This window comes from Streptomyces sp. NBC_01549 (genome assembly GCF_026339955.1).
Classification (GTDB): Bacteria; Actinomycetota; Actinomycetes; order Streptomycetales; family Streptomycetaceae; genus Streptomyces.
On sequence record NZ_JAPEPW010000001.1, the window covers coordinates 5,476,839 to 5,501,118 of the forward strand.

Annotated in this window: 21 protein-coding genes; 10 read left to right on the forward strand and 11 right to left on the reverse strand. The window is 69.9% G+C overall.

Annotation, left to right across the window (positions count from 1 at the left end; genetic code table 11):
- Positions 1-6: 6 nt before the first annotated feature.
- Both OG819_RS24355 and OG819_RS24360 read left to right on the forward strand, forming a co-directional pair.
- On the forward strand, positions 7-435 hold the full coding sequence (locus OG819_RS24355) for a VOC family protein (protein ID WP_266623910.1): 429 nt from the start codon (positions 7-9) through the stop codon (positions 433-435).
- Between the two features lie 48 nt (positions 436-483).
- Positions 484-846, forward strand: coding sequence for a cupin domain-containing protein (locus OG819_RS24360; RefSeq protein ID WP_266623909.1), 363 nt, complete (start codon positions 484-486; stop codon positions 844-846).
- Between the two features lie 13 nt (positions 847-859).
- On the opposite strand, the gene OG819_RS24365 is transcribed toward OG819_RS24360, so the two are convergent.
- From OG819_RS24365 to OG819_RS24375, 3 genes are all read right to left on the reverse strand, one after another.
- Positions 860-2,128: an MFS transporter gene (locus OG819_RS24365; protein WP_266652835.1), complete on the reverse strand. Its 1,269-nt coding sequence runs from the start codon at positions 2,126-2,128 to the stop codon at positions 860-862.
- A 105-nt stretch (positions 2,129-2,233) separates the two neighbouring features.
- Complete coding sequence (locus OG819_RS24370) at positions 2,234-2,788, reverse strand: methylated-DNA--[protein]-cysteine S-methyltransferase (protein WP_266623907.1); 555 nt, start codon at positions 2,786-2,788, stop codon at positions 2,234-2,236.
- Positions 2,789-2,880: 92 nt separating this feature from the next.
- The gene (locus OG819_RS24375) at positions 2,881-3,756 is read right to left on the reverse strand and encodes a glycerophosphodiester phosphodiesterase family protein (protein ID WP_266651154.1); all 876 of its coding nucleotides are present in this window, start codon (positions 3,754-3,756) and stop codon (positions 2,881-2,883) included.
- 279 nt (positions 3,757-4,035) lie between these two features.
- Here OG819_RS24375 and OG819_RS24380 point away from each other — a divergent pair, with 279 nt between their 5' ends.
- The 6 genes from OG819_RS24380 (at position 4,036) to OG819_RS24405 (ending at position 12,402) form a co-directional block, all read left to right on the forward strand.
- Positions 4,036-4,902, forward strand: coding sequence for an MHYT domain-containing protein (locus OG819_RS24380; RefSeq protein ID WP_266415172.1), 867 nt, complete (start codon positions 4,036-4,038; stop codon positions 4,900-4,902).
- A gap of 40 nt (positions 4,903-4,942) precedes the next feature.
- Positions 4,943-7,072: an excinuclease ABC subunit UvrB gene (gene uvrB / locus OG819_RS24385; protein ID WP_266623904.1), complete on the forward strand. Its 2,130-nt coding sequence runs from the start codon at positions 4,943-4,945 to the stop codon at positions 7,070-7,072.
- 160 nt (positions 7,073-7,232) lie between these two features.
- Positions 7,233-7,811 carry a TerD family protein gene (locus OG819_RS24390; RefSeq protein WP_054235941.1) on the forward strand — a complete coding sequence of 193 codons (579 nt, stop codon included), beginning with the start codon at positions 7,233-7,235 and terminating at the stop codon, positions 7,809-7,811.
- A 45-nt stretch (positions 7,812-7,856) separates the two neighbouring features.
- A complete protein-coding gene (locus tag OG819_RS24395; RefSeq protein ID WP_266651155.1) occupies positions 7,857-9,875 on the forward strand; it encodes a TerD family protein in 2,019 nt (672 codons plus the stop codon).
- Between the two features lie 283 nt (positions 9,876-10,158).
- Positions 10,159-11,175: a TerC family protein gene (locus OG819_RS24400; RefSeq protein WP_266651156.1), complete on the forward strand. Its 1,017-nt coding sequence runs from the start codon at positions 10,159-10,161 to the stop codon at positions 11,173-11,175.
- A gap of 126 nt (positions 11,176-11,301) precedes the next feature.
- A complete protein-coding gene (locus tag OG819_RS24405; RefSeq protein WP_266623897.1) occupies positions 11,302-12,402 on the forward strand; it encodes a calcium:proton antiporter in 1,101 nt (366 codons plus the stop codon).
- An 81-nt stretch (positions 12,403-12,483) separates the two neighbouring features.
- Here OG819_RS24405 and OG819_RS24410 read toward each other — a convergent pair whose 3' ends face one another.
- Entirely contained in the window at positions 12,484-13,785 is a 1,302-nt protein-coding gene (locus tag OG819_RS24410; RefSeq protein WP_266651157.1) for an MFS transporter, read from the reverse strand.
- Positions 13,786-14,008: 223 nt separating this feature from the next.
- On the opposite strand from OG819_RS24410, the gene aroQ reads away from it, so the two are divergent.
- Positions 14,009-14,482, forward strand: coding sequence for a type II 3-dehydroquinate dehydratase (gene aroQ, locus OG819_RS24415; RefSeq protein ID WP_266415188.1), 474 nt, complete (start codon positions 14,009-14,011; stop codon positions 14,480-14,482).
- A 1-nt stretch (position 14,483) separates the two neighbouring features.
- On the opposite strand, the gene OG819_RS24420 is transcribed toward aroQ, so the two are convergent.
- From OG819_RS24420 to OG819_RS24440, 5 genes are all read right to left on the reverse strand, one after another.
- Positions 14,484-15,236, reverse strand: coding sequence for an amino acid ABC transporter ATP-binding protein (locus OG819_RS24420; RefSeq protein ID WP_323139359.1), 753 nt, complete (start codon positions 15,234-15,236; stop codon positions 14,484-14,486).
- Positions 15,233-16,147, reverse strand: coding sequence for an amino acid ABC transporter permease (locus tag OG819_RS24425; RefSeq protein ID WP_266651158.1), 915 nt, complete (start codon positions 16,145-16,147; stop codon positions 15,233-15,235). Before OG819_RS24425 ends, OG819_RS24420 begins: the two co-directional genes overlap by 4 nt.
- Positions 16,144-17,028, reverse strand: coding sequence for an ABC transporter substrate-binding protein (locus OG819_RS24430; protein WP_266623892.1), 885 nt, complete (start codon positions 17,026-17,028; stop codon positions 16,144-16,146). Before OG819_RS24430 ends, OG819_RS24425 begins: the two co-directional genes overlap by 4 nt.
- 445 nt (positions 17,029-17,473) lie before the next feature.
- Positions 17,474-18,130: an MBL fold metallo-hydrolase gene (locus tag OG819_RS24435; protein ID WP_266651159.1), complete on the reverse strand. Its 657-nt coding sequence runs from the start codon at positions 18,128-18,130 to the stop codon at positions 17,474-17,476.
- A 9-nt stretch (positions 18,131-18,139) separates the two neighbouring features.
- Positions 18,140-18,829, reverse strand: coding sequence for a maleylpyruvate isomerase family mycothiol-dependent enzyme (locus OG819_RS24440; protein ID WP_266623879.1), 690 nt, complete (start codon positions 18,827-18,829; stop codon positions 18,140-18,142).
- A gap of 223 nt (positions 18,830-19,052) precedes the next feature.
- Here OG819_RS24440 and uvrA point away from each other — a divergent pair, with 223 nt between their 5' ends.
- Positions 19,053-22,073, forward strand: a complete 3,021-nt coding sequence (gene uvrA, locus OG819_RS24445) for an excinuclease ABC subunit UvrA (RefSeq protein WP_266623877.1) — start codon at positions 19,053-19,055, stop codon at positions 22,071-22,073.
- A gap of 119 nt (positions 22,074-22,192) precedes the next feature.
- On the opposite strand, the gene OG819_RS24450 is transcribed toward uvrA, so the two are convergent.
- Both OG819_RS24450 and OG819_RS24455 read right to left on the reverse strand, forming a co-directional pair.
- Positions 22,193-23,104 carry a carbohydrate kinase gene (locus OG819_RS24450; protein ID WP_266623875.1) on the reverse strand — a complete coding sequence of 304 codons (912 nt, stop codon included), beginning with the start codon at positions 23,102-23,104 and terminating at the stop codon, positions 22,193-22,195.
- Positions 23,101-24,177, reverse strand: a complete 1,077-nt coding sequence (locus OG819_RS24455; protein WP_266623874.1) for a LacI family DNA-binding transcriptional regulator — start codon at positions 24,175-24,177, stop codon at positions 23,101-23,103. The genes OG819_RS24450 and OG819_RS24455 overlap by 4 nt, the downstream gene beginning before the upstream one ends.
- Positions 24,178-24,280 lie beyond the last annotated feature (103 nt).

Genomic DNA, 24,280 nt, shown 5'->3' on the forward strand with positions numbered 1-24,280 from the left:
GGGGGCATGACGGACAACTCGGCACGTCTTGACCATGTCGTTCTCTGGGTGCGCGATCCGGTCGCCTCGGCCGACTTCTACGCGAAGACGGTCGGTCTCGAACCAGTGAGGGTCGGCGAATACGCGCAGGGGAAAGCGCCGTTCCCCTCCGTGCGCCTCAATGAAGAGACCATTTTCGATCTCATGGCCCTCCCCATGGCGGCTTACATGAACATGATCCCGGGAGCCGCGGACAGCGCGGGGCACCCGGTCAACCACGTGTGTCTGTCCCTCCAGGAAGCCGAATTCGACGCGCTGCACACGCGTCTGGAGGAACGGTCGGTCCCCCACTCGGGCTTCTCGTACGACTCCTTCGGCGCTCGTGGCATGGCCAAGCGCAGCTTCTACTTCCAGGACCCGGACGGAAACGTCTTCGAGGCGCGCCACTACGAGTAGACCTCGCGCGGGAGAAATCGAACTCGAATGCCTTTAAGGTGACCGCTCATGACCCCGAACACGCAGGCCACCCCGTCCTTCGCCGTGCACATCCCCGATGCCGAGCTGGAACCCGAGCCCCTGGACCCAGCCCAGATCGTCTCGGGCGACCCGGTGGTGACCGGCAAGGTGCTGTGGGAGTCGGCCGACGGCAAGCAACTGCGCGGCATCTGGCAGATCACTCCCGGCGTGGTGACGGACACCGAGGCCGACGAACTCTTCGTCGTCGTCAGTGGCCGTGCCACGATCGAGGTCGAGGGCGGTGACGTGATCGAGGTGGGCCCGGGCGACGCGGCCGTGCTGCGCGAGGGCGACCGTACGACGTGGACCGTGCATGAGACGCTCCGCAAGGCGTACCACGTCAGCCTCTGAAGTCCCTCGGCTCTCAGCGGCGGCGTCGGCTCCGTGCTAACAGCGCGAGCCCGCCCAGCGGCACCAGAAGGCACGCGGCGAGCAGGTTGAGCCACCCGTAGCTCGCCTGCGCGACGACGAGACCGGCGCTCGCCCCACCGACACCGGCCGCCGTGTTCATGGTCAGGTCGGACACCCCCTGGGCGGCGGCCCGCGCGGCCTGGGGCACCGAGTCCGTCAGGAGCGCCGAGCCGGACACGAGCCCGGACGACCAGCCGAGGCCCAGCACGAAGAGCCCCGCCGCGATCTGCCCGTGGCTGCCGCCCGCCGTGCCCGCCAGGAGCGCCGCGCAGGCCAGCAGGCCCACGGCGAGAGCGATCCCGGAGAGCCGCCCGAACCGGTCCGAGAGACGCCCCATGAGGGGCGAGAACGCGTACATGCCCGCGATGTGGCCACTGATCACCAGTCCGATCAGATCGACACTCGCCCCGTGGTGTCCGAGGTCGACGGGGGTCATCGACATGATCGAGACCATCGCGGTGTGCGAGACGGCCACCGTCACGAGCGCCAGCCGGGCCCGCGGCGAGGCGGCGACGGCGGCGAAACCGGCCCGGATGGAACGCGCCTGGGCCGACTGTTCCTCGACGGGCGCCAGCGCCCGGGCGGTCAGCAGGGGATCAGGACGCAGCAGTACGGCCACCAGCAGCGCGGACAGGAGAAAGACCCCCGCCGCCCACAGGAACGGCCCCGCGGCCGCGGGTATCCCGAGCCCGGAGACGCTGCGTCCGGCGGGCGCGGCGATGTTGGGTCCCAGCACCGCTCCGATCGTGGTCGCCCACACCACGTTCGAGATGGCCCGGGCACGCCGCTGTGGCTCGGCCAGATCGGCGGCCGCGAACCGCGCCTGGAGGTTCGCCGACGAGGCCGCACCGAAGCCCGCCATGCCCAGCAGCAACAGCGGAAAGCTCCCCACGCACGCGGCGACCACGACGACGCCCGCTCCCGACGCGCCGATGAGGTACGCCAGCACCAGGCCCGGTCGGCGTCCTCGCGCGGTCATCAGCGCGGCCAGCGGCACGGAGAGCACCGCCGTTCCGCTGACCGTGGCGGTGGGTGCGAGCCCGGAGAGCGACTCGGTGCCACTGACCTGCTTGGCCAGCACGGTGGCGAGCGCGATGCCGGTGGCGACACCGAGCCCGCCGAGGATCTGACCGGCGATGAGCACGGCGGTGATGCGGCGCCGCAGCGCCGGTATCTCCTCGGCGTCCACGGGCACGGCGAGCCGCCGCTCGACGGAGGTCACGGCGAACACTCGCACGCGCTGGAATCGGCTCGGGTCACCGGCGCAGTTTCCAGCCCGCACCCCCACCTGAACAAGGGATCAGGGACCCTCGATCGCCCCCGCCCGTCAGAACAACGGCTCCGGGAGCACCCCTTCCAACGCCAGCAGCTTCCGCTTGGTCTCCAAGCCGCCCCCGAACCCCCCGATGCCGCCGTCGCTCTCCACCACCCGGTGGCACGGCACGACGACCGGCAGTGGGTTCGAGCCCATGGCCACGCCCACGGCCTGCGCCGCTCCCGGCTGGCCGACCCGCCGGGCCAGGTCGCCGTAGCCCGCGACCGCCCCGTACGGAACTCCCGCGGCCAGCTCGCGCAGCACCTGACGGTTGAACCCGGAGATCAGCGACCAGTCCAGCGGCAGCTCGAAGTCCCGCCGCTCGCCCGCGAAGTACGCCGCGACCTGGCGTATCGACTCGGCCAGGAGCGGGGAGTCGGGCGCCTCGACCGGCTCGGTGCTCAGCCGCGCGGCGAGCCGCTCGAGTGCCTTGTCACGCACCGCCTCCGTGGCGTGGAAGACCACGTTCACCAGGCCGTCCGGTGTCGCCGCCAGCAGCAGCGGACCGATGTCCGTGCCGACGACGGCCCACACGACCCGCCGCTCGTCCTGCCCATCGCTGTTCATGCGACCCACCGTACGATCCGCCACTGACAACGCCCGCGGCACGGGCGCCGCCCGGCGTCCGCACCACGGGCGCGAAGCCCGCCAAGGCCCGTTCAGCTCTGTTGCAGAGCGATCCGCATCACATCGGGCTTGTTCGTGATCACGCCGTCCACGCCGTAGCCCGCCAGGCGCCGTGCGGTGTCGGCGTCGTCGATGGTCCAGGCGAAGACCTCCATCGGCCTGCGGTGCGGTCCCACGAACGTGTGGACCGCGGAGACGTAGCCGGACGACAGGGAGGTGTGGTTCGGGTTGATCAGGTCGGCGAACCGCGCGTACTCGTGCAGGCGCGCGACCGAGGGCTTGCCCAGGAAGGCCGTCGTGATTCCGGGACGCAGCTCGTGGACCGTCCGCACGCTCTGCTCGCTGAAGCTCTGGACGACCAGCCGGTGCCTGAGATGGTCCGGATCGAGCCAGCCTTCGTTGCTCAGGACCTTGAGGGTCTGCCGCTCGATACCCGGATAGAGCTCGGGGTTCTTGATCTCCAGCACGAGCTTCTGGTGATTGTGCGAGACGCGGTTCATGTACTGCTTCAGCGTCGGCACACGTGTGCCCGCGTACCGGGGACCGAACCAGCTCCCCGCGTCCAGGCGCGCGATCTCCGCGGCGGTGAAGTCCTTGACCTTCCAGGGCGCGCGGTGGGGGTAGACCTTCTCGACGTCGGTCGTACGCGCCAGGCTTGCGTCGTGGAGCACGACGAGCTCGCCGTCCTTGGTGCGCTGGACGTCGTTCTCGACCCAGCTGAATCCCATCGCGGCGGCCTTGTCGATGGAGGCGAGGGTGTTCTCGGGCGCGTAGGCGGACGCACCGCGGTGCGAGACGACCACCGGAGTCCTGCGCAGGGAGCCGGCCTGTGCGTGGGAGGTGGGCAGTATCAGGACGGTTCCCCCGAGAAACGCGACGGTCGTGGCGGCGGCAACGCGCGCGTGCATACGTACTCCTCAGGTCGAACGATCACAGACAGCTCAAGAGTGACAGCAGAGAGTCAACGACGGAGGGGTGCGGATGGACGCGGATCGAATGGAGCTGACCAAGTCCGCTCACCGACATCACACAGGTGCGGCGAGGTCGTGATTCTTTGCCGGAAAATCGTTCGACCATTCAGGTGAGGGTCATACTCTCTGCCTCGACCCTGGCCGTTGTCGCGGCATCGAGGGTGGGGGGCATTTCCGGGAATTTCGCGTGTAAAAGGGCGGGAAGGACAGCCGCGCATGCAGGGCACGGTCGACGGCTTCAGTTACGGACTCGTCACACCGCTGGTGGCGTACTTCATGGCCTGCCTGGGCGGAGCGCTCGGCCTGCGCTGCACCACCAGATCGATGCTCGTCGCCCACTCCTGGCGGGCCGGCTGGCTGGCGCTCGGCTCGGTGGCGATCGCCTCGGGCATATGGACCATGCATTTCATCGCCATGATGGGGTTCTCCGTAAGCGAGACCCCGGTCCACTACGACAAGCCGACGACGTTCGCGAGCCTCGGCGTGGCCATCGTGATGGTCGGCATCGGGATCTTCATCGTGGGTTACCGGGGCGCCACCGGAACGGCCCTGTTCACCGGGGGCACCATCACCGGTCTGGGAATCGCCTCGATGCACTATCTCGGCATGGCAGGCATGCGCCTGAACGGGAACCTCGAGTACAACACCCTCACCGTGTCCGCCTCGGTGGTCATAGCCGTCGTCGCCGCCACCACCGCTCTGTGGGCGGCGGGGCAGGTCCGGGGATTCCTCTGGAGCGTGGGCGCCAGTCTCGTCATGGGGCTCGCCGTCACCGGTATGCACTACACGGGCATGGCGGCCCTCAGCGTCCATCTCCACGGCGCGTCCAGCAGCCCCGGCGGCGACTCGGCCGCCACCCTGCTCGCGCCCATGATGATCGGCCCGCTGGCCTTCCTCTGCCTGGCGGGGGTCGTCGTGATGTTCGACCCGCTGATGGTCATGGGCAAACCCGACTGGACGCCCACGCAGCAGCGGCCCGGCGTCCCGGCCCACTCCACGGCCCCGTACGGCGGCCGCCGCCCCCTGCCGCGCACCGGCCGGGACCGCGGTCACCGCAGCTCCCGCACCCCCCAGAACTGGTGATCAGGGCCCGTTGTCAGTGCGGGGTCGTACGGTGGAACCCATGCGGCCCGTATCAAAGATCGAACGTTCGGTGGCGCCCTTCGAGGTCGTCAGCCCCTACCAGCCGAGCGGTGACCAGCCGGCGGCCATCGCCGACCTGGAAAAGCGCATCCGCGCGGGTGAGAAGGACGTCGTCCTGCTGGGCGCGACCGGCACCGGCAAGTCCGCCACCACCGCGTGGATGATCGAGAAGCTCCAGCGCCCCACGCTCGTCATGGCACCGAACAAGACACTGGCCGCCCAGCTGGCCAACGAGTTCCGCGAGCTGCTGCCGAACAACGCGGTCGAGTACTTCGTCTCGTACTACGACTACTACCAGCCCGAGGCCTACGTCCCGCAGTCGGACACCTACATCGAGAAGGACTCCTCGATCAACGAGGAGGTCGAGCGCCTGCGCCACTCCGCGACCAACTCGCTGCTCACCCGCCGCGACGTCGTGGTGGTCGCCTCGGTCTCCTGCATCTACGGCCTCGGCACGCCGCAGGAGTACGTCGACCGGATGGTCAGCCTCAAGGTCGGCGACGAGATCGACCGCGACGACCTGCTGCGCCGCTTCGTCGACATCCAGTACACGCGCAACGACGTGGCGTTCGCCCGCGGCACCTTCCGCGTCCGCGGCGACACCATCGAGATCTTCCCGGTCTACGAGGAACTCGCCGTCCGTATCGAGATGTTCGGCGACGAGATCGAGGCACTCTCCACGCTGCACCCGCTCACCGGTGAGGTCATCAGCGACGACAACCAGGTCTACGTCTTCCCGGCGTCCCACTACGTGGCCGGCCCCGAGCGCATGGAGCGCGCGGTCAACGACATCGAGAAGGAACTGGGGGAGCGCCTCGCCGAGCTGGAGAAGCAGGGCAAGCTCCTGGAGGCCCAGCGCCTGCGCATGCGTACGACGTACGACCTGGAGATGCTTCGCCAGATCGGCTCCTGCTCCGGCGTCGAGAACTACTCGATGCACTTCGACGGCCGTGAACCCGGCTCCCCGCCGAACACGCTGATCGACTACTTCCCCGACGACTTCCTGCTCGTCATCGACGAGTCGCACAACACCGTCCCGCAGATCGGCGCCATGTACGAGGGCGACGCCTCCCGCAAGCGCACCCTCGTCGACCACGGCTTCCGACTGCCCTCCGCCCTGGACAACCGCCCCCTGAAGTGGGAGGAGTTCCAGGAGCGCATCGGCCAGACCGTCTATCTGTCGGCGACCCCGGGCAAGTACGAGCTCTCCCGTGGGGACGGCTTCGTCGAGCAGATCATCCGTCCCACCGGCCTGATCGACCCCGAGGTCGTCGTCAAGCCCACCGAGGGCCAGATCGACGACCTGGTGCACGAGATCCGGGTGCGCACCGAGAAGGACGAGCGCGTCCTGGTCACCACGCTCACCAAGAAGATGGCCGAGGACCTCACCGACTACTTCCTGGAGCTCGGCATCCAGGTGCGCTATCTGCACAGCGACGTCGACACCCTGCGCCGCGTCGAGCTGCTGCGCGAGCTGCGCGCCGGCGAGTTCGACGTCCTGGTCGGCATCAACCTGCTGCGTGAGGGCCTCGACCTGCCGGAGGTCTCCCTGGTGTCGATCCTCGACGCCGACAAGGAGGGCTTCCTGCGTTCGGGTACGTCGCTGATCCAGACCATCGGCCGCGCGGCGCGCAATGTCTCCGGCCAGGTACACATGTACGCCGACCGGATCACCCCGGCGATGGAGAAGGCCATCGAGGAGACCAACCGCCGCCGGGAGAAGCAGGTCGCGTACAACGAGGAGAGGGGCATCGACCCGCAGCCCCTCCGCAAGAAGATCAACGACATCGTGGCGCAGATCGCCCGCGAGGACGTCGACACGGAGCAGCTGCTCGGCTCCGGATACCGCAAGGGCAAGGACGGCAAGGGAGCCAAGGCCCCCGTGCCCTCGCTCGGCGGCAAGGCGGCCAGGTCCGCCAAGGGCAAGGCCAAGGAGACGGTGCCGACCGACCGCCCCGCGGCCGAACTCACCGAGCAGATCGAGGAGATGACGGAGCGGATGCGGGCGGCCGCGGCCGACCTCCAGTTCGAGATCGCGGCGCGGCTGCGTGACGAGGTCTCGGAGATGAAGAAGGAGCTGCGCCAGATGAAGGAGGCGGGCCTGGCCTGAGGCCCCCACGGACCATGCCGGACCTCGGCGGATACGCACTGTGTTGCAACACCGACACAAAGCGCGCTCTAGGGTTCGGCACGGTCGGCGGCGCTGCGTAGGGTTCTGGACATCCGCGGATTCCGCGGCAACAGGGGACAGCTCGAGAGGGGAACAGCGCGTGACGGTCAACATGACCAAGGGGCAGGCCATCAGTCTGCAGAAGAACGACGGGGGCACCCTGACCGCGGTGCGCATGGGGCTCGGCTGGCAGGCGGCTCCCCGGCGCGGGCTGTTCGGCTCGCGCACCCGGGAGATCGACCTCGACGCGTCCGCCGTGCTGTTCGCGGACAAGCAGCCCGTCGACGTGGTGTTCTTCCGTCACCTCGTCAGCGACGACGGCTCCGTACGGCACACCGGTGACAACCTGGTCGGTGGCGTGGGCCAGGGTGGCGACGACGAGGCGATCCTCGTCGACCTGCAGCGCGTCCCGGTCCACATCGACCAGATCATCTTCACCGTGAACTCCTTCACCGGCCAGACGTTCCAGGAAGTGCAGAACGCGTTCTGCCGTCTGGTCGACGAGACCAACGGCCAGGAGCTCGCCCGTTACACGCTCGCGGGCGGCGGCCAGTACACGGCGCAGATCATGGCGAAGGTGCACCGCGCGGGCCCCGGCTGGCAGATGACGGCCCTGGGCACACCGGCCAACGGCCGCACCTTCCAGGACCTGATGCCCGCGATCCTGCCGCACCTGTAGGCAGCGCGGCGCCCGGCACACGAAGCGACACGGGGGGACAAGGCGATGACGGCCGAGCTGGTCCGGGGGCAGAACCACCCGCTCTCCCAGGCCCGTCTTGAGGTCCGCGTATCGGCCGGTCGGCCGGTCGTGGCCGGGGCCACGCTCAGCGACGAGCAGGGCAGGGTGCGGGGCGTCGAATGGGTGGCTCACCCCGGCGCACCCACCCTGCCAGGGCTCGAGGTATCCAAGCAGGCGGCGGCCGACCACCGCCTCGCGTTCGACCTGGACGCCCTGCCGGGGACCGTGCACCGCGTCAGCGTGCTGCTCGCACTGCCGACCGGTGTCGGCGGCCCTGTCCGGTTCGGGGCCGTCGCCGCCCCCTTCGTCGCCGTCACCGGCCTCGACGGCTCCGAGGTCGCCAGCTACACCATCACCGGCCTGGACACGGAGTCGGCCGTCGTCGCGCTGGAGCTCTACCGCAGACAGGGCGCCTGGAAGGTACGCGCGGTCGGCCAGGGGTACGCGGGCGGCCTCGCCGAACTCCTCACCGACCAGGGCCTGCCCGAGGCCCAGCAGCTCGCGGGCGGCATCGACGAAGCGGTGGCCCAAGGGCTGGCCCGCTCGGTGGCGGCACCCCCGCCGCGGACGGCGGACACGGACCGCTCACGACAGGCGGCGGCCTCGGCCTCGGGACCGGACCAGCCGTACGCCGGGCGCCCGGGCGCCTCCGGGAGCGTACCGCCGCAGTCCCCGTACGACGCGCCGGGTCCGCAAGGCGCGACGGTCCCGCAGACGGGCTACCCGGCGGGCCTCGCGCAGCCCGACCCCTCCGCCGTCACCCAGTCGTCCGCCGCCACGGGCGGCCCGGTCGACTACAGCCACCCCGGCCGGCAGACCGCCGCGCCGCCCCCGCCTCCGCCGACCGCAACTCCGACCGCGCCCGGGCAGCCCGCGCGGCCCGTCGCCGGTGACGCGACCGGCTGGTCCATGGAGGAGCGGCTCTACAGCCAGGTGTGGGGCATGTTCGAGGACCTGGCGCGCACCACGGCCGCGTATCGCAGCGCCGTCGACTTCGCCGACTCGCGCATGGAGCAGGAGCTCGACAAGGTCCTGTCCGATCCGCGCAGCAGGATCGGCGGGCAGGGCGACGCCGCGCGTGAGGCGGCCCAGGCCAAGCGCGCGGGTCTGGTGGACCAGGCCCGCGCCGCGCTCGACCGGGACCTCGCCCAACTCGCTGCCGAGGCCGAGGTGGTGGAGCCCGCGCTGCCCGCGGCGTACGCAGCCTGGGACAACCCGGTCTGGCACGGCTACCGGGTACCCATGGAGATCCCCATGGCCCTGCGTCTCGGTGATCTCCGGCTGCCCGAGAGCGAGGGCCTGAGCATCCCGATGCTGGTCCGGCTCCCGCTCGAACGCGGCCTGTGGATCGACAGCGGACGGGCCGGCCTCGACGACCCGCTCGCCGACTCCGACGAACTGCGCCGCCTTGCCATGGACACGGCGGTGGCGCACGCCGCCCGGCTGCTCGCCGCCTACCCCGCGGGCGAGTTCACGGTGCATGTGATCGACCCTGCCGGTTCGGGAGCCTCGTCCCTCGCGCCGCTGGTGCGTTCCGGAGTCCTCGACGGTCCGCCCGCCGCCGGCGCCGCGGGGGTGGGCGAGGTGCTGGCCCGGCTCACCCAGCGGGTCGATCTGGTCCAGATGGCGGTGCGCGGCGGAGTGGCCGACTCGCTACCGCCGGACCTCGACACCGCCGAACAGCTGCTGATCGTCAACGACTTCCCGCACGGTTTCGACGACCGCGCCGTGACGGGGTTGCGCTATCTCGCGGACGAGGGACCGGCCGTCGGCGTCCATCTGATGATGGTCGCGGACCGGGAGGACGCCGCCGCCTACGGGCCGCTGCTCGATCCTCTCTGGCGTTCGCTGTTGCGAATCACCCCCGTGCCCGACGACCATCTCGCCGATCCGTGGGTGGGGCATGCCTGGACGTACGAGCCCGCGCTCGTCCCGCCGGGCAGTCAGGTGCTCCAGCAGGTGCTCTCCCAGGTGGCGGCGGCCCGCCGCTCGTGGAACCGCTGACCCGCGGAGCGCTTTGTCAAGCATCAGTAAAGCTGTTTGACCAGGGAGTTTGGCCTTTCTTTTACTAATCGCTTTACCTTTCCTTGGTGTTTCAGGTACTGTTTTCCGCACGGAGGGGAGTACTCCCTACCTATAGCGACGTACCCGTCAATACGGATCTGACCAGATCCCGGGGCGTCGGCCCGCGGACCGCGGACGCATCACGCGTCGCACCGGTCGCGGGTGGAAGAGACCTCCAGCAGCGATGACGCTGGTATTTGCCGTTACGACTGCCGGAGGCGCAGTGGATGTTTCCGTGACCCTTTGGGTCCTCACGATCGTGGGCCTCGCCGCCCTCATCGCGCTCGACTTCTTCATCGGCCGCAAGCCGCACGACGTATCGATCAAGGAAGCCGGAATCTGGACGATCGTCTGGATCGCCCTGGCCGGACTGTTCGGCCTGGGACTGCTCGTCCTCTCCGGCGGCCAGCCCGCGGGCGAGTTCTTCGCCGGCTACATCACCGAGAAGTCGCTGAGCGTCGACAACCTCTTCGTCTTCGTCCTGATCATGGCGAAGTTCGCCGTGCCGACGCAGTACCAGCAGCGGGTACTTCTCGTCGGCGTCCTCATAGCGCTCGTCCTGCGCACGATCTTCATCGCCGCGGGCGCCGCGATCATCTCCAACTTCGCCTGGGTCTTCTACATATTCGGCGCGTTCCTCATCTACACGGCCTGGAAGCTGATCCAGGAGGCGCGGGCCGACGAGCCGGAGGAGGAGTTCGAGGAGAACAAGCTGCTCAAGGCCGCCGAGAGGCGCTTCGGCGTGGCCGACCGCTATCACGGCACCAAGCTGTGGATCGAGCAGAACGGCAAGCGCGTCATGACGCCGATGCTGGTCGTGATGCTCGCGATCGGTACCACCGACGTGCTCTTCGCGCTCGACTCCATCCCCGCGATCTTCGGCCTGACCCAGGACCCGTACATCGTCTTCACGGCCAACGCGTTCGCGCTGATGGGTCTGCGCCAGCTGTACTTCCTCATCGGCGGCCTGCTCAGGAAGCTGGTCCACCTCAGCTACGGCCTGTCCGTCATCCTCGGCTTCATCGGCGTCAAGCTGGTGCTGCACGCGCTGCACGAGTCCGGCGTCCACGTTCCCGAGATCTCCATCCCGGTCTCGCTCGGAGTGATCTGCGCGGTCCTGGTCGTCACGACGATCACCAGCCTGATCGCGTCCAAGAAGCAGGCGGCGCTGGAAGCGTCCGAAGGAGCGTCGGAGACCTCGAAGTCCCCGAAGTCCCCGACGAACAGCATCGACGTCTGATCACGTCGGAGGCGGCAACAACCGCCCCGGGGCGGGGTGCGCGACGCAAGGACGCGCGCCCCGCCCCGTATCCGCTCGGGCGACCATCGGAATGCGGGGCCGGTCCGCGCCTGCGACGATCACTGCATGATCGTTCGGCTCCGGTCACTCCTGACACGGTGGACGGCCGTCGTGCCCGTGATCGCGGTAGTCCTGCTGGCCTTCACCTGGGGACGCGACCTGCCCGGCGCGATCGTCGCACTGGTGACCCTGGTCCTGGCCGGGGCGGTGCTGGCCGCGGTCCACCACGCCGAGGTGATCGCACACCGGGTCGGCGAACCCTTCGGGTCCCTCGTCCTGGCCGTCGCCGTCACGATCATCGAAGTGGCCCTCATCGTCACCCTGATGGCGGACGGCGGTGCCAAGAGCGCCACACTCGCCCGTGACACGGTGTTCGCGGCCGTGATGATCACATGCAACGGCATCGTCGGACTGTGCCTGCTCGTCGCCTCCCTGCGCCACGGGCTCGCCGTCTTCAACGCGGAGGGCACCGGCGCCGCCCTGGCGACCGTCGCGACACTGGCCACGCTCAGCCTGGTCTTCCCGACCTTCACCACCAGCAAGCCGGGCCCGGAGTTCTCCACGGCCCAGCTCACCTTCGCCGCGCTCGCCTCGCTCGTCCTGTACGGCCTGTTCGTGACGACCCAGACCGTGCGGCACCGCGACTACTTCCTCCCGATCACCCGTCTGGGCGAGGTGATCGACGTGGACGAGCACGCGGGCACCCCGTCCACCCGTGCCACCGGGATCAGCCTGGGACTGCTCGCCCTGGCCCTCGTCGGAGTGGTCGGCCTCGCCAAGGGCGTGTCGCCCACCATCGAGTCGGGCGTGGAGGCGGCCGGTATGCCGCAGTCCGTGGTCGGTGTGATCATCGCGCTGCTCGTGCTGCTGCCGGAGACCATCGCCGCGGTCCGGTCGGCCCGCCGCGACCGGGTGCAGACCAGTCTGAACCTCGCCCTCGGCTCCGCGATGGCCAGCATCGGCCTGACGATTCCCGCGGTCGCCCTGGCGTCCGTCTGGCTCTCCGGACCGCTCGTACTCGGCCTGGGATCCACCCATATGGTGCTGCTCGCGCTCACGGTGGTCGTGAGCTCCCTGACGGTCGTCCCCGGACGTGCGACGCCCCTTCAGGGAGGCGTGCATCTGGTGGTGTTCGCGGCGTACCTGGAGCTGGCGGTCAACCCCTAGCCGACCCCTGGTCGCCTCCTGGCCAACCTCCTGGCCGACGCCGACCGGGGAAAGGGGGCTCACTCTCTCCCCGGGCGCCAGTCACTCGGTGGCGGGCGCGACAGCCACCCTGGACACCGGCCGCGTTTCCGGCAGCAGCGCGAAGCACCCGAGGCTGAACAGAGCGATCCCCGTCAGATACGCCGCCACACCCCAGGGCACCCGTTCTCCCTCGGCCACAGCCGTCGCCACGATGGGGGTGAGCGCGCCGCCCAGGACCCCGCCCAGGTTGTAGCCCACCGCCGCCCCCGTGCAGCGCACCCGAGGCTCGTACAACTCGGGGAGGTACGCGGCGATCACGGCGAACATCATGATGAACGCGAGCAGCGCCACCAGGAAGCCCAGGAACATCAACAGGGGTTCGCCGGTCGACAGCAGCGCGATCATCGGGAACATCCACAGTGCGATGGCCGTACATCCCGCCAGGCACAGCGGCCGCCGTCCGTAGCGGTCGCCCAGGAGGGCCACCAAGGGCGTCAGGGAGCCCTTCACCACCACGGCCGCCATGATGCAGGACAGCATGACGGTACGGCTCACCCCGAGCCGCTCGACGCCGTAGGCGAGCGCCCAGGTCGTCACCGCGTAGAACACGGCGTAACCGACCGCGAGCCCGCCGGCCGTCAGCAGGACGAGCCGCCAGTGGTCGCGCACCACCTCGGCGAGCGGCACGCGCGCGTGGTCCTCCATTTCCAGGAAGCTGGGGCTCTCCGCGAGAGAGCTGCGCAGCCACAGTCCCGCCGCCGCGAGTACGCCCGCCGCCCAGAACGGCACCCGCCACCCCCATGCCGCGAACTGCGCGTCGGACAGCGTCGCCGACAGCATCAGCATCACGCCGTTGGCCAGCACGAACCCCACGGAGGGGCCGATCTGCGGGAAGCTCGACCACAGGGCGCGCCGTTCGGCGGGCGCGTGCTCCGCGGTCAGCAGCACCGCCCCGCCCCACTCCCCGCCGAGCCCGAGCCCCTGCAGGAAACGCAGCACAAGAAGGAGCAGGGGAGCGGCGGTACCGATCGAGTCGTACGTCGGCACGCATCCGACCGCGACGGTCGCGGCGCCGGTCAGCAACAGCGAGGCGACGAGCACCGGCCGCCGTCCGCGCCGGTCCCCGATGTGCCCGAACAGCACCGAGCCGAGCGGGCGGGCGACGAACCCGACGCCGAACGTCGCGAAGGCCGCCAGGGTCCCCGCGAGCGGTGAGAAGGTCGGGAAGAACAATGGTCCCAGGACCAGGGCGGCCGCGGTCCCGTAGACGAAGAAGTCGTAGAACTCGATGGCGGTCCCGGCGAGCGAGGCGGCCGCGAGGCGGAGCATGGAGGGCGCCCTTACGGTGCGTACGTCGTGCATGCCGCGTCAACTACCCACGGTGACGGACGGTTACGGGGGCGCGCGGGAGCAGGGTGCGCGTCGGAGGTCGTTCGTGATGCGCCGGGGCAGCCCGGCCTCGTACGGCCCGGAGGGGGCCGCATCACGGAATGGACGGGCCGTCACCGCCGCGCCGGGCCGTGATAGACCGGGTCGCAGCAGCGGTCCTCGACGGGCCGGCAGATCTGGAAGGACCGGAGGAACCGTGCCCCGCACCCTCGCCAACGCCCCGATCATGATCCTCAACGGGCCCAATCTGAACCTTCTCGGGCAGCGTCAGCCGGAGATCTATGGCTCGGACACGCTCGCGGACGTGGCGGCCCTGTGTGCCAAGGCGGCCGCCGCACACGGCGGCACGGTGGACTTCCGTCAGTCCAACCACGAGGGCGAGCTGGTGGACTGGATCCACGAGGCACGCCTGAACCATGCCGGGATCGTGATCAACCCGGCCGCGTACTCGCACACCTCCGTCGCGATCCTGGACGCGCTCAACGCCTGCGACGGCCTTCCGGTGGTGGAGGTCCACATCTCCAACATCCACCAGCGCGAGGAGTTCCGGCACCACTCGTACGTCTCGCGGCGGGCCGACGGGGTCATCGCGGGGTGCGGGGTGCAGGGATACGCGTTCGCGGTGGAGCGGGTCGCCGCGTTGGCGGGGACGGGGCAGGCGGAAGCCTGACTCAGAGCCGCCCCGCCTCCACGATCCGGCGCAGGAACCGCTGGGTGCGCTCCTGTCGCGGGCGCCCGAAGAGCTCCTGGGCCGTGCCGCGTTCGAGGACCACACCGCCGTCCAGGAAGCACACCTGGTCGGCGACCTCGCGGGCGAAGCCCATCTCGTGCGTGGCCAGCACCATGGTCATGCCCTCGTCCTTCAGGTCCCGGACGACGGACAGGACCTCGCCCACGAGTTCCGGGTCGAGGGCGGCGGTGATCTCGTCGAGGAGCAGCAGCCGGGGGCGTACGGCCAAGGCGCGGACGATCGCGGCCCGTTGCTGCTGGCCGCCGCTCAGCCGGTCGGGGTACTCGCCCGCCTTGGCGCCGAGACCGAGCCGGTCGAGCAGTTCACGCGCGTGTGCCTCGGCCTCCTCGCGGCCCACACCGTGCACACGGCGCGGGGCGAGTGTGATGTTCTCCAGCACGGTCATGTGCGGGAAGAGGTTGTACGCCTGGAAGACCACGCCGATCCGACGGCGTACGGCATCCTGGTCGGCCCGTGGGTCGGTGATCTCCTCGCCGTCCAGCCAGATCGCGCCGTCGTCGATCTCATCGAGCAGGTTCGCGCAGCGCAGCAGGGTCGACTTGCCGGAGCCGGAGGCGCCGATCAGGGCGGTCACCGTGTGCGGGGCGACCTCCAGGTCGACGTCCCGCAACACGACCGCGTCGCCGAAGGTCTTGCGGACGGACTCCATCCGCAGCACCGGTGTGCCGGTCATATGGTCCCTCTCTGGGCGCGCTGACGGTCCATCCGGGCCGTGATCCAGTCCGTGAAGCGGGTCATCGGGATGGTCAGCGCGACGAACACCAGTCCCGCGACGATGTACGGCGTGTAGTTGAGGCTGCGGCCCACGATGATGTCGGCGGCGCGCACCGCGTCGACCGCGCCGCCGATCGACACGAGCCCGGTGTCCTTCTGGAGGGACACCAGGTCGTTGAGGAGCGGCGGCACCTGACGGCGTACCGCCTGGGGGAGAACGACGTAGCGCAGGGCCTGCCGGTTGGTGAGCCCCAGCGAGCGGGCCGCGGCGCGCTGCGAGGGGTGGATGGACTCGATGCCGGCGCGGAACACCTCGGCGACGTAGGCCGAGTACGTCAGTGTCAGCGCCGTACCGCCCAACAGGACCGGGTCCACGGTGACGCCCTGCAGCCGCAGCGCGGGGACGCCCAGGACCACGATCATCAGGTTGATGATGAGGGGGAGGCCGCGGAAGAAGTCCGTGTACGCGGCGGCCAGCGCCCGCACGGGGAAGAACACCGGGCCGCGCAGGGTGCGGGCGATGGCGATCAGCATGCCCAGGACGAGGACCGCGACGCCGCATATCAGGAGCAGCCGTACGTTCAGCCACAGCCCTTCGAGGACCTTGGGGAACGCCTCGCGCGCGTACTGCCCGTTGAAGAACGTCTCCTTGGTGCGCGACCAGCCGGGCGCGTTGACGACGACGAGGTACAGCACGACGCCGGTGACCAGGGTGGACAGCGCGGCGATCGCCGTCGCGCGGCGGGCGCGGGCGCGCTTGTGGCGCTCCCGTTCGATCCGGCGCCGCGACGGGACGTACGTCTCGGGCATGTCGCCCTCGCCGGAGTCCTTTCCGGGCTCCTCTCCCGACTCCGCCTTGGTGACGGTCACTTGAGCACCGGAGCGTCGACGGCCTCGGACAGCCACTGCTTCTCGATCGAGGCGAGCGTGCCGTCCTGGCGCAGGGCGTCCACGGCCTTCGTCACGCACGAGGTCAGGGCGCTGCCCTTGTCGAGGACGAGTCCGAACTGTTCGGGCGTGCCGCCGGTGTTCTCGAACTGTCCGACGATCCTGGCGTCGGTCACCTCGGCCGCCGTGATGTAGAACGCGGTCGGCAGGTCCACCACGATGGCGTCGATCTGGCCGTTCTTCAGCGCGGACTTGGCCTGGTCGTTCTTCGCGTACGCGGCCGGCTGCTGGGTCGGCTTCACCACGTCGTCGATGTAGTTCAGGCTGGTGGTGCCGACCTGGGCGCCCAGCTTGACGCCCTTGAGGTCCGCGATGCTCTTCGCCCTCGCGGCCTTGGAGCCCTTGAGCGCGATGACGGCCTGGCGGACGTCGTAGTAGCCGGACGAGAAGTCGACCGCCTTCTTGCGCTCGGCGCTGATCGACACCTGGTTGATGTCGAAGTCGAAGGTCTTCGCGCCGGGCGCGAAGGCCTTGTTGAAGGGGACGGTCTGCCAGACGACGTCGCTCTTGTCGTAGCCGAGCTGCTTGGCCACGGCGTACGCGACCGCGGACTCGAAGCCCTGGCCGTTCGCGGGCTTGTCGTCCTTGAACCACGGCTCGTAAGCGGGCTCGTCGGTCGCGATGGTCAGCTTGCCGGACGTCCGGGTGCCCAACGCGCCCTTCGCGCAGGCTTCCCCGGTTGTCCCGGAGCCCTTCGCGGAGGCTTTGTCCTCCGGCTGCGGGGCACAGCCCACGGCGACGGCGAGCAGGGCGACAGTGGCGGCGGACGCGGCGCGGCGCAGGGTGCGTTGGGCGAGATGCATGGCGGGAGAGTGGCAGTGCGGCATGCCGTTTGTCCAGGTCACAGCGGCGAATATCCGCATAGTGGGAACGTGTGTTGCGATCCCGTGAACGCTCGATGAGAAGCCTGGACGATTGTCTTACCGAAGGCCCTCGTGGCGGTCGTACCGAGGAGTCGGCCGATCGTCCCACCGGGGATTTCGCCGGGGCCGCCGGCCGAGGGCGGGGATCGACAGGCCGGCGGCCCGTTCCGCGTCAGGAGCCGTCAACCTGAGCGGGGCTGCCTCCAGTGGACTGCGCCACCGCGCGCGCCGGGAGCGCGCGCGGGGCACCGGCGCGTGCGCTTTATTCACACGGGGCGCGCGTTCGCGGAGTTCACGCCCCCCGGCCGGGGGCATCACATGGCCCGGACCGGTCGGGGTTCGTCATACGACCCGGACCGGTCGGGGTTCGTCATACGACCCCGCGTCACCAGCCGCGCGCGTGCCACTCCGGAAGGTGCGGCCGCTCGGCGCCCAGCGTCGTGTCGTTGCCGTGCCCCGGGTAGACCCAGGTCTCGTCCGACAGTACGTCGAAGATCTTCGTCTCGACGTCGTGGATGAGGCTGGCGAACGCCTTCGGGTCCTTGCGGGTGTTGCCCACGCCGCCGGGGAAGAGACAGTCCCCGGTGAACACGTGCGGGTGCCCGTGCGGGTCGTCGTAGACGAGGGCGATCGAGCCCGGCGTGTGCCCCACGAGATGGCGCGCGGTGAGTTCCACGTGTCCCACCCGGATCGTGTCGCCGTCGCCCACGAGGACGTCGGTCGGCACGGGGATGCCGTCGACGTCGTCCCGGCCCGCGTAGGTGCGGGCGCCCGTGGCGGCCACGACCTCCGCGAGCGCCTGCCAGTGGTCGCCGTGCTGATGTGTGGTGACGACGGACGCGATGCCGTCGTCACCGATCAGCGTGAGCAGCGTGCCGGCGTCGTTGGCCGCGTCGATCAGCAACTGCTCATCGGTGGCCCGGCACCGCAGCAGATAGGCGTTGTTGTCCATCGGGCCGACCGCGACCTTGGAGATCATCAGGTTCTGCAGCTCGTGCACATCGGCGGGTCCGCCGACCTTCACCGCTCCGCTGTACGTCATGACGGCAGCCTATAGCGGGGGGAGCGCGGGGAGTGGCCCGCCATCGGTGCTCAGTCCCGAGCCGTCGCGTCGGCCGCAGAGCCAGCCGAGCAGCGCCGGCGCGGGACCGGTCACGGTGACCTCGGGGCGGCCCTCGGTGTCGCGTCCCGTGCTCCACGCGCGCGCGGCGTCGGTGATCCGTGTGGACGGCACCTCGGGACGCCCCGTGAAGCGATCGGCGAGGAACTCGATCTCCCGTTCCACGAACTCCTCCGGAAGATCTTCGAGCTCGTACCCGACCCCGAGGTCCACGTGATGCAGCTCGACCTCGACCCAGCGCCGGAAGGGCACCCGGGCTGCGGAGTCCGTGACCCCGTTGCGCAGCTCCACCGTGCGTGACCAGTCCGCGGGCGCCTCCCCCGCCTTCTGGAACCGGGCGGTGCTTTCCCGCAGGTCCGCCAGCTGTACGTCCAGGGGGCGCGGCGCGTCCCGCTCGATGTCGGCGTCCCGGGCATCCCCGGAGACGTACATGGGGCGCCCGTCGAGGACGTTCACGAGCGCGTCCGCGTTACGGGCGAGGTGGGCGAGCACATGGCCGCGGCTCCAGCCGGGCAGCCGTGACGGCTCGGCCACGGAAGCGTTGTCCAGTTCGGCGGCTGCGTTGAGCAGTCGTTCGGTCGCGTCGCGTACAGACGCCAGGTCGCGCACATGATCCATCATGCGGCCGACCCTAGCCCCGGCACACGTTCGGGTGAAGGTGGTCGGGCGCGCCCGCAAATCGAATGCACGTGCTATACCCTCGAGTGTGGCGTCGGGCATGCTGGATGGCCCGGGATTGTTGTGAACCAGGGAAAGCAACCGGCGCTGTCAGTGGCTCCCCCTAGTCTGAGAAAGACGGGGGCCTCGGCCCCTGTCACTTCTCTCAAGAAAGGTGCGGACCGGCGTGGCCGACCGTCTCATCGTCCGTGGAGCGCGCGAGCACAATCTGAAGAATGTCTCGCTCGACCTCCCGCGCGACTCGCTCATCGTCTTCACGGGCCTGTCGGGGTCGGGCAAGTCCTCGCTGGCCTTCGACACGATCTTCGCCGAGGGACAGCGGCGTTATGTGGAGTCACTGTCCTCGTACGCCCGGCAGTTCCTCGGTCAGATGGACAAGCCGGACGTCGACTTCATCGAAGGCCTCTCCCCGGCGGTCTCCATCGACCAGAAGTCGACCTCGCGCAACCCGCGCTCGACGGTCGGCACCATCACCGAGGTCTACGACTACCTGCGTCTGCTCTTCGCGCGCATCGGCAAGCCGCACTGTCCCGAGTGCCACCGCCCCATCACGCGCCAGTCGCCGCAGGCCATTGTCGACAGGGTTCTGGAGCTGCCGGAGGGCAGCCGCTTCCAGGTGCTGTCCCCGCTGGTGCGCGAGCGCAAGGGCGAGTTCGTCGACCTCTTCGCCGATCTCCAGACCAAGGGGTACAGCCGGGCCCGGGTCGACGGTCAAACGATCCAGCTCACCGAGCCGCCCACGCTGAAGAAGCAGGAGAAGCACACCATCGAGGTGGTCGTCGACCGCCTCACGGTGAAGGACTCCGCCAAGCGCCGTCTCACCGACTCCGTGGAGACCGCGCTCGGGCTCTCCGGCGGCATGGTCGTCCTCGACTTCGTCGACCTCCCCGAGGACGACCCCGAGCGCGAGCGCATGTACTCGGAGCACCTGTACTGCCCGTACGACGACCTCTCCTTCGAGGAGCTGGAGCCCCGCTCCTTCTCCTTCAACTCGCCCTTCGGCGCCTGCCCCGAGTGCACCGGTATCGGGACGCGCATGGAGGTCGACCCCGAGCTGATCGTCCCGGACGAGGACAAGTCACTCGACGAGGGCGCCATCCACCCCTGGTCGCACGGGCACACCAAGGACTACTTCGGCCGCCTCGTCGGAGCCCTCGCCGACGCCTTGGGATTCCGGACCGACATCCCCTTCGCCGGTCTCCCGCAGCGCGCCAAGAAGGCCCTGCTCTACGGCCACAAGACACAGATCGAGGTGCGCTACCGCAACCGGTACGGGCGCGAGCGTGTCTACACCACCCCCTTCGAAGGGGCCGTCCCCTTCATCAAGCGGCGGCACAGCGAGTCCGAGAGCGACGCCAGCCGCGAGCGCTTCGAGGGCTATATGCGTGAGGTGCCCTGCCCCACCTGTGAGGGCACCCGCCTCAAGCCGCTCATCCTCGCCGTCACCGTCATGGAGAAGTCGATCGCGGAGGTCTCCGCGATGTCGATCAGTGACTGTGCGGACTTCCTGGGCGAGCTGACACTCGACGCGCGGGACAAGAAGATCGCCGAGCGCGTCCTGAAGGAGGTCAACGAACGGCTGCGCTTCCTGGTCGACGTCGGCCTCGACTACCTGTCGCTCAACCGTGCGGCCGGCACGCTCTCCGGCGGCGAGGCCCAGCGCATCCGCCTGGCCACCCAGATCGGCTCCGGACTCGTCGGCGTCCTGTACGTCCTCGACGAGCCCTCCATCGGTCTGCACCAGCGCGACAACCACCGGCTGATCGAGACCCTCGTCCGGCTGCGCGACATGGGCAACACGCTCATCGTCGTGGAGCACGACGAGGACACCATCAAGGTCGCCGACTGGGTCGTCGACATCGGCCCCGGCGCGGGCGAGCACGGCGGCAAGGTCGTGCACAGCGGCCCCTTGAAGGAGCTGCTTGCCAACGCCGAGTCGATGACCGGCCAGTACCTGTCGGGCAAGAGGGAGATCCCGCTCCCGGACATCCGCCGCCCCGCCGACCCGAGCCGCAGGCTCACCGTGCACGGCGCCCGTGAGAACAACCTCCAGGACATCGACGTGTCCTTCCCGCTGGGCGTGCTCACGGCGGTCACGGGTGTCTCGGGCTCCGGCAAGTCGACGCTGGTCAACGACATCCTGTACACGCACCTGGCGCGCGAGCTCAACGGCGCCCGAAACGTTCCCGGGCGGCACACGCGCGTGGACGGCGACGACCTCGTCGACAAGGTCGTGCACGTCGACCAGTCGCCCATCGGCCGCACCCCGCGGTCGAACCCGGCGACGTACACCGGAGTCTTCGACCACGTCCGCAAGCTGTTCGCCGAGACCACAGAGGCGAAGGTGCGGGGCTACCTGCCCGGCCGCTTCTCCTTCAACGTCAAGGGCGGTCGCTGCGAGAACTGCTCGGGCGACGGCACCATCAAGATCGAGATGAACTTCCTGCCGGACGTGTACGTCCCCTGCGAGGTCTGCCACGGGGCGCGCTACAACCGGGAGACCCTGGAGGTCCACTACAAGGGCAAGTCCATCTCCGAGGTCCTCGACATGCCGATCGAGGAGGCCCTTGGCTTCTTCGAGGCCGTCCCCGCGATCGCGCGTCACCTGCGCACGCTCAACGACGTCGGTCTCGGCTACGTCCGGCTCGGCCAGTCCGCGCCGACGCTGTCCGGCGGCGAGGCCCAGCGCGTCAAGCTCGCCAGCGAGCTGCAGAAGCGCTCCACGGGCCGCACGGTGTACGTGCTGGACGAGCCGACCACCGGTCTGCACTTCGAGGACATCAGCAAGCTGATCACGGTGCTCTCCGGCCTGGTCGACAAGGGCAACACGGTCATCGTCATCGAGCACAACCTCGACGTCGTCAAGACCGCCGACTGGGTCGTCGACATGGGCCCCGAGGGAGGCAACGGCGGAGGTCTCGTCGTCGCCGAGGGCACGCCCGAGCAGGTCGCCGGGGTTCCGGCCAGCCACACCGGCAAGTTCCTGCGCGAGATCCTGGGCGCTGACCGGATCAGCGACGCCGCCTCCGTACCGGCGCCCCGCAAGACGGCGGCCAAGAAGGTGGTCGCGGCCAAGTCGACGGCCAGGAAGACGACCACGAAGGCCGTGAACAACACCGCCACGAAGAAGGCGGCCACGAAGAAGGTGACCCCCGCGAAGAAGACCACGCGGGCGAGCAAGGCCTGATCCGGTCGCCCGGCCCAGGCCCGGCAAGTCGCGAAAAGTGCGGTGCCCCACGGGAACTCCCCGTGGGGCACCGTCCGTTGCGCAGTCGACCGCCTTGGTTTCAGGGGGATTCACTTGCCTCAGGGGGCGTCGAGTTCCGCGGCGAACGGAGGTTCCGCGCCCGCTCGTGAGCAGGTGATCGCCGCCGCGCGGGCCGCGAACCGCAGCAGCTCGCTCCAGCCGTCGGGGCCCAGCTCGGCCAGCGCCGCCGGAGACAGGGCGTCGCGTGCGGCCAGGCCGTGCAGCAGGGTCGCGTTCACGGTGTCTCCGGCGCCGATGGTGTCCACGACCTCGACCGGCTCACCGGGCACGGAGTGGACGGAGCCGTCCTGGGTGAACACCGTCAGGCCGTCGCCGCCCCGGGTGATCACGACGGCCGCGGGACCGGATGCCAGCCACTCGTGCGGGGTGCCACCCAGCCACAGCGCGTCCTCCTCGGAGAGCTTGAGGAGTGACACCGACGGCAGCCAGCTCTTGAAGCGGGCCCGGTAGGCGTCCGCGTCGGGGATGAGCCCGGCCCGGATGTTCGGGTCGAGTGTGGTGAACACCCCGCGCGCGGCGGCGGTTCGCATCAGTTGCTCGTAGGCGCTCGCGCCCGGCTCCAGGACGAGTGAGCAGGTTCCGAAGGACACCGCCCGGGTGGCGTCCGGGAGGCCGTCCGGCGCGGCGAACAGGCGGTCCGCCGTGCCCTCGACGTAGAAGGAGTACGCCGCCGAGCCGTCCGGGTCGATGGAGGCGACCGCGAGGGTCGTCGGCTCCGTCCCGCGCTGCACCGACGACACATCGACGCCCGCCTCGCGCAGCCCGTCCAGGAGCGCCTCGCCGAAGCTGTCGTACGAGACCCGGGAGCAGAAGGCGGTGGGGGAGCCGAGGCGGCCCAGCGCCAGCGCCGTGTTGTAGGGGCCGCCGCCGCGTGCGGGCCGCAGGCCGACGAGCGCGCCCGCGCCCTGCGGTACCAGGTCGATCAGGGCCTCACCGGCTACGACGATCACGACAGGGATCCTTTCGCGGGACTCTTCTGACTCAGGTCGGTGCGGGAGGCCCCGGGGGGCTCGGAGCAGCCGCACGAGGTGCGGTGGACGAAGGCACAGGGGAGCCGCACGGTGCGGGCGGGGTGGTCCGGCGAGTCCAGCCGTTCCAGGAGCAGCCGGACCGCCTGCGCGCCGATCTCCTTGCTGGGCTGGGAGATCGCGGTCAGCCGGGGCGCGAACAGATCCGCCCAGGCGAAGTCGTCGAAGCAGCACAGCGCCAGGTCGTCCGGCACGGACAGCCCGCGCTCGCGCAGGGCGCGCAGGGCGCCGATGGTCATCGCGTTGTTTCCGGTGACCAGCGCGGTCGGGGGTGCCGCCAGGGACAGGAGGGCGTCGGTGGCACGTTCGCCCGCCGCCGCCTCGGAGTCGCCGTGTGCCACGAGCCGTTCGTCGTACGGGAGCCCGGCGCCCGCGAGGCCGTGGCGGTAGCCGGAGATCCGCTCGTTCGTGGTGCTGAGCCCGGGCAGGCCCGCGATGAGCCCGATGCGTCGGTGACCCCGTTCGGCGAGGTGCCCGACCAGCTGGGCCATCGGCTCGGCGTTCTCGGCGCAGACCTGGTCGAAGCGGAAGGGGAGGTCGGCCGGGGCCTCGACCAGGCGGTCCAGGAACACGGTCGGCACGTCGCGCTGCCCGAGGTAGCGCAGGAGCGCGTCCGGATCGGCCGAGGGCGCGACGATCAGACCGTCGACGCGTCGCTCGTGCAGCAGCTGGACGACCTTCCGCTCATGCTGGGGATCATCGTGCGGATCGGCGAGAAGCAGTCCGTATCCGTGCTCCAGGGCGCCCGCTTCGACGCCCTGGAGGATCTCCGTGAAGTACGGGTTGCTGATCGCCGACACCGCGAGCCCGATGGACCGGGTGCGTGCGGTGACCAGCGAACGGGCCAGGGTGTTGGGTGTGTAGCCGAGCGCGTCGATGGCGTCCAGGACGGCCTGGCGGGTGTGGGGCAGCACGGGGCGCGTGTCGTTGAGTACGTGCGAGACGGTCGCCACGGACACCCCGGCGTGCGCCGCCACGTCGACCATCGTTGCCATTGCCTCACCTCTCCCCGGTCGGCCCTCTCGGGCCCGCTCCGAACTCTGGGCCTGCCCCGAACTCTGGGCCTGCCCCGAACTCTCGGCCTGCTCCGGCGGGAAC

Coding starts and splice junctions, on each gene's coding strand:
- uvrB (WP_266623904.1), top strand. CDS start 4,943: ATGCGGCCCGTATCAAAGATCGAACGTTCGGTGGCGCCCTTCGAGGTC.
- OG819_RS24370 (WP_266623907.1), bottom strand. CDS start 2,788: ATGAACAGCGATGGGCAGGACGAGCGGCGGGTCGTGTGGGCCGTCGTC.
- OG819_RS24435 (WP_266651159.1), bottom strand. CDS start 18,130: ATGACGTACAGCGGAGCGGTGAAGGTCGGCGGACCCGCCGATGTGCAC.
- OG819_RS24375 (WP_266651154.1), bottom strand. CDS start 3,756: ATGCACGCGCGCGTTGCCGCCGCCACGACCGTCGCGTTTCTCGGGGGA.
- OG819_RS24420 (WP_323139359.1), bottom strand. CDS start 15,236: ATGACCGGCACACCGGTGCTGCGGATGGAGTCCGTCCGCAAGACCTTC.
- OG819_RS24355 (WP_266623910.1), top strand. CDS start 7: ATGACGGACAACTCGGCACGTCTTGACCATGTCGTTCTCTGGGTGCGC.
- OG819_RS24410 (WP_266651157.1), bottom strand. CDS start 13,785: ATGCACGACGTACGCACCGTAAGGGCGCCCTCCATGCTCCGCCTCGCG.
- OG819_RS24395 (WP_266651155.1), top strand. CDS start 7,857: ATGACGGCCGAGCTGGTCCGGGGGCAGAACCACCCGCTCTCCCAGGCC.
- OG819_RS24360 (WP_266623909.1), top strand. CDS start 484: ATGACCCCGAACACGCAGGCCACCCCGTCCTTCGCCGTGCACATCCCC.
- OG819_RS24380 (WP_266415172.1), top strand. CDS start 4,036: ATGCAGGGCACGGTCGACGGCTTCAGTTACGGACTCGTCACACCGCTG.
- OG819_RS24455 (WP_266623874.1), bottom strand. CDS start 24,177: ATGGCAACGATGGTCGACGTGGCGGCGCACGCCGGGGTGTCCGTGGCG.
- OG819_RS24440 (WP_266623879.1), bottom strand. CDS start 18,829: ATGATGGATCATGTGCGCGACCTGGCGTCTGTACGCGACGCGACCGAA.
- OG819_RS24405 (WP_266623897.1), top strand. CDS start 11,302: ATGATCGTTCGGCTCCGGTCACTCCTGACACGGTGGACGGCCGTCGTG.
- OG819_RS24430 (WP_266623892.1), bottom strand. CDS start 17,028: ATGCATCTCGCCCAACGCACCCTGCGCCGCGCCGCGTCCGCCGCCACT.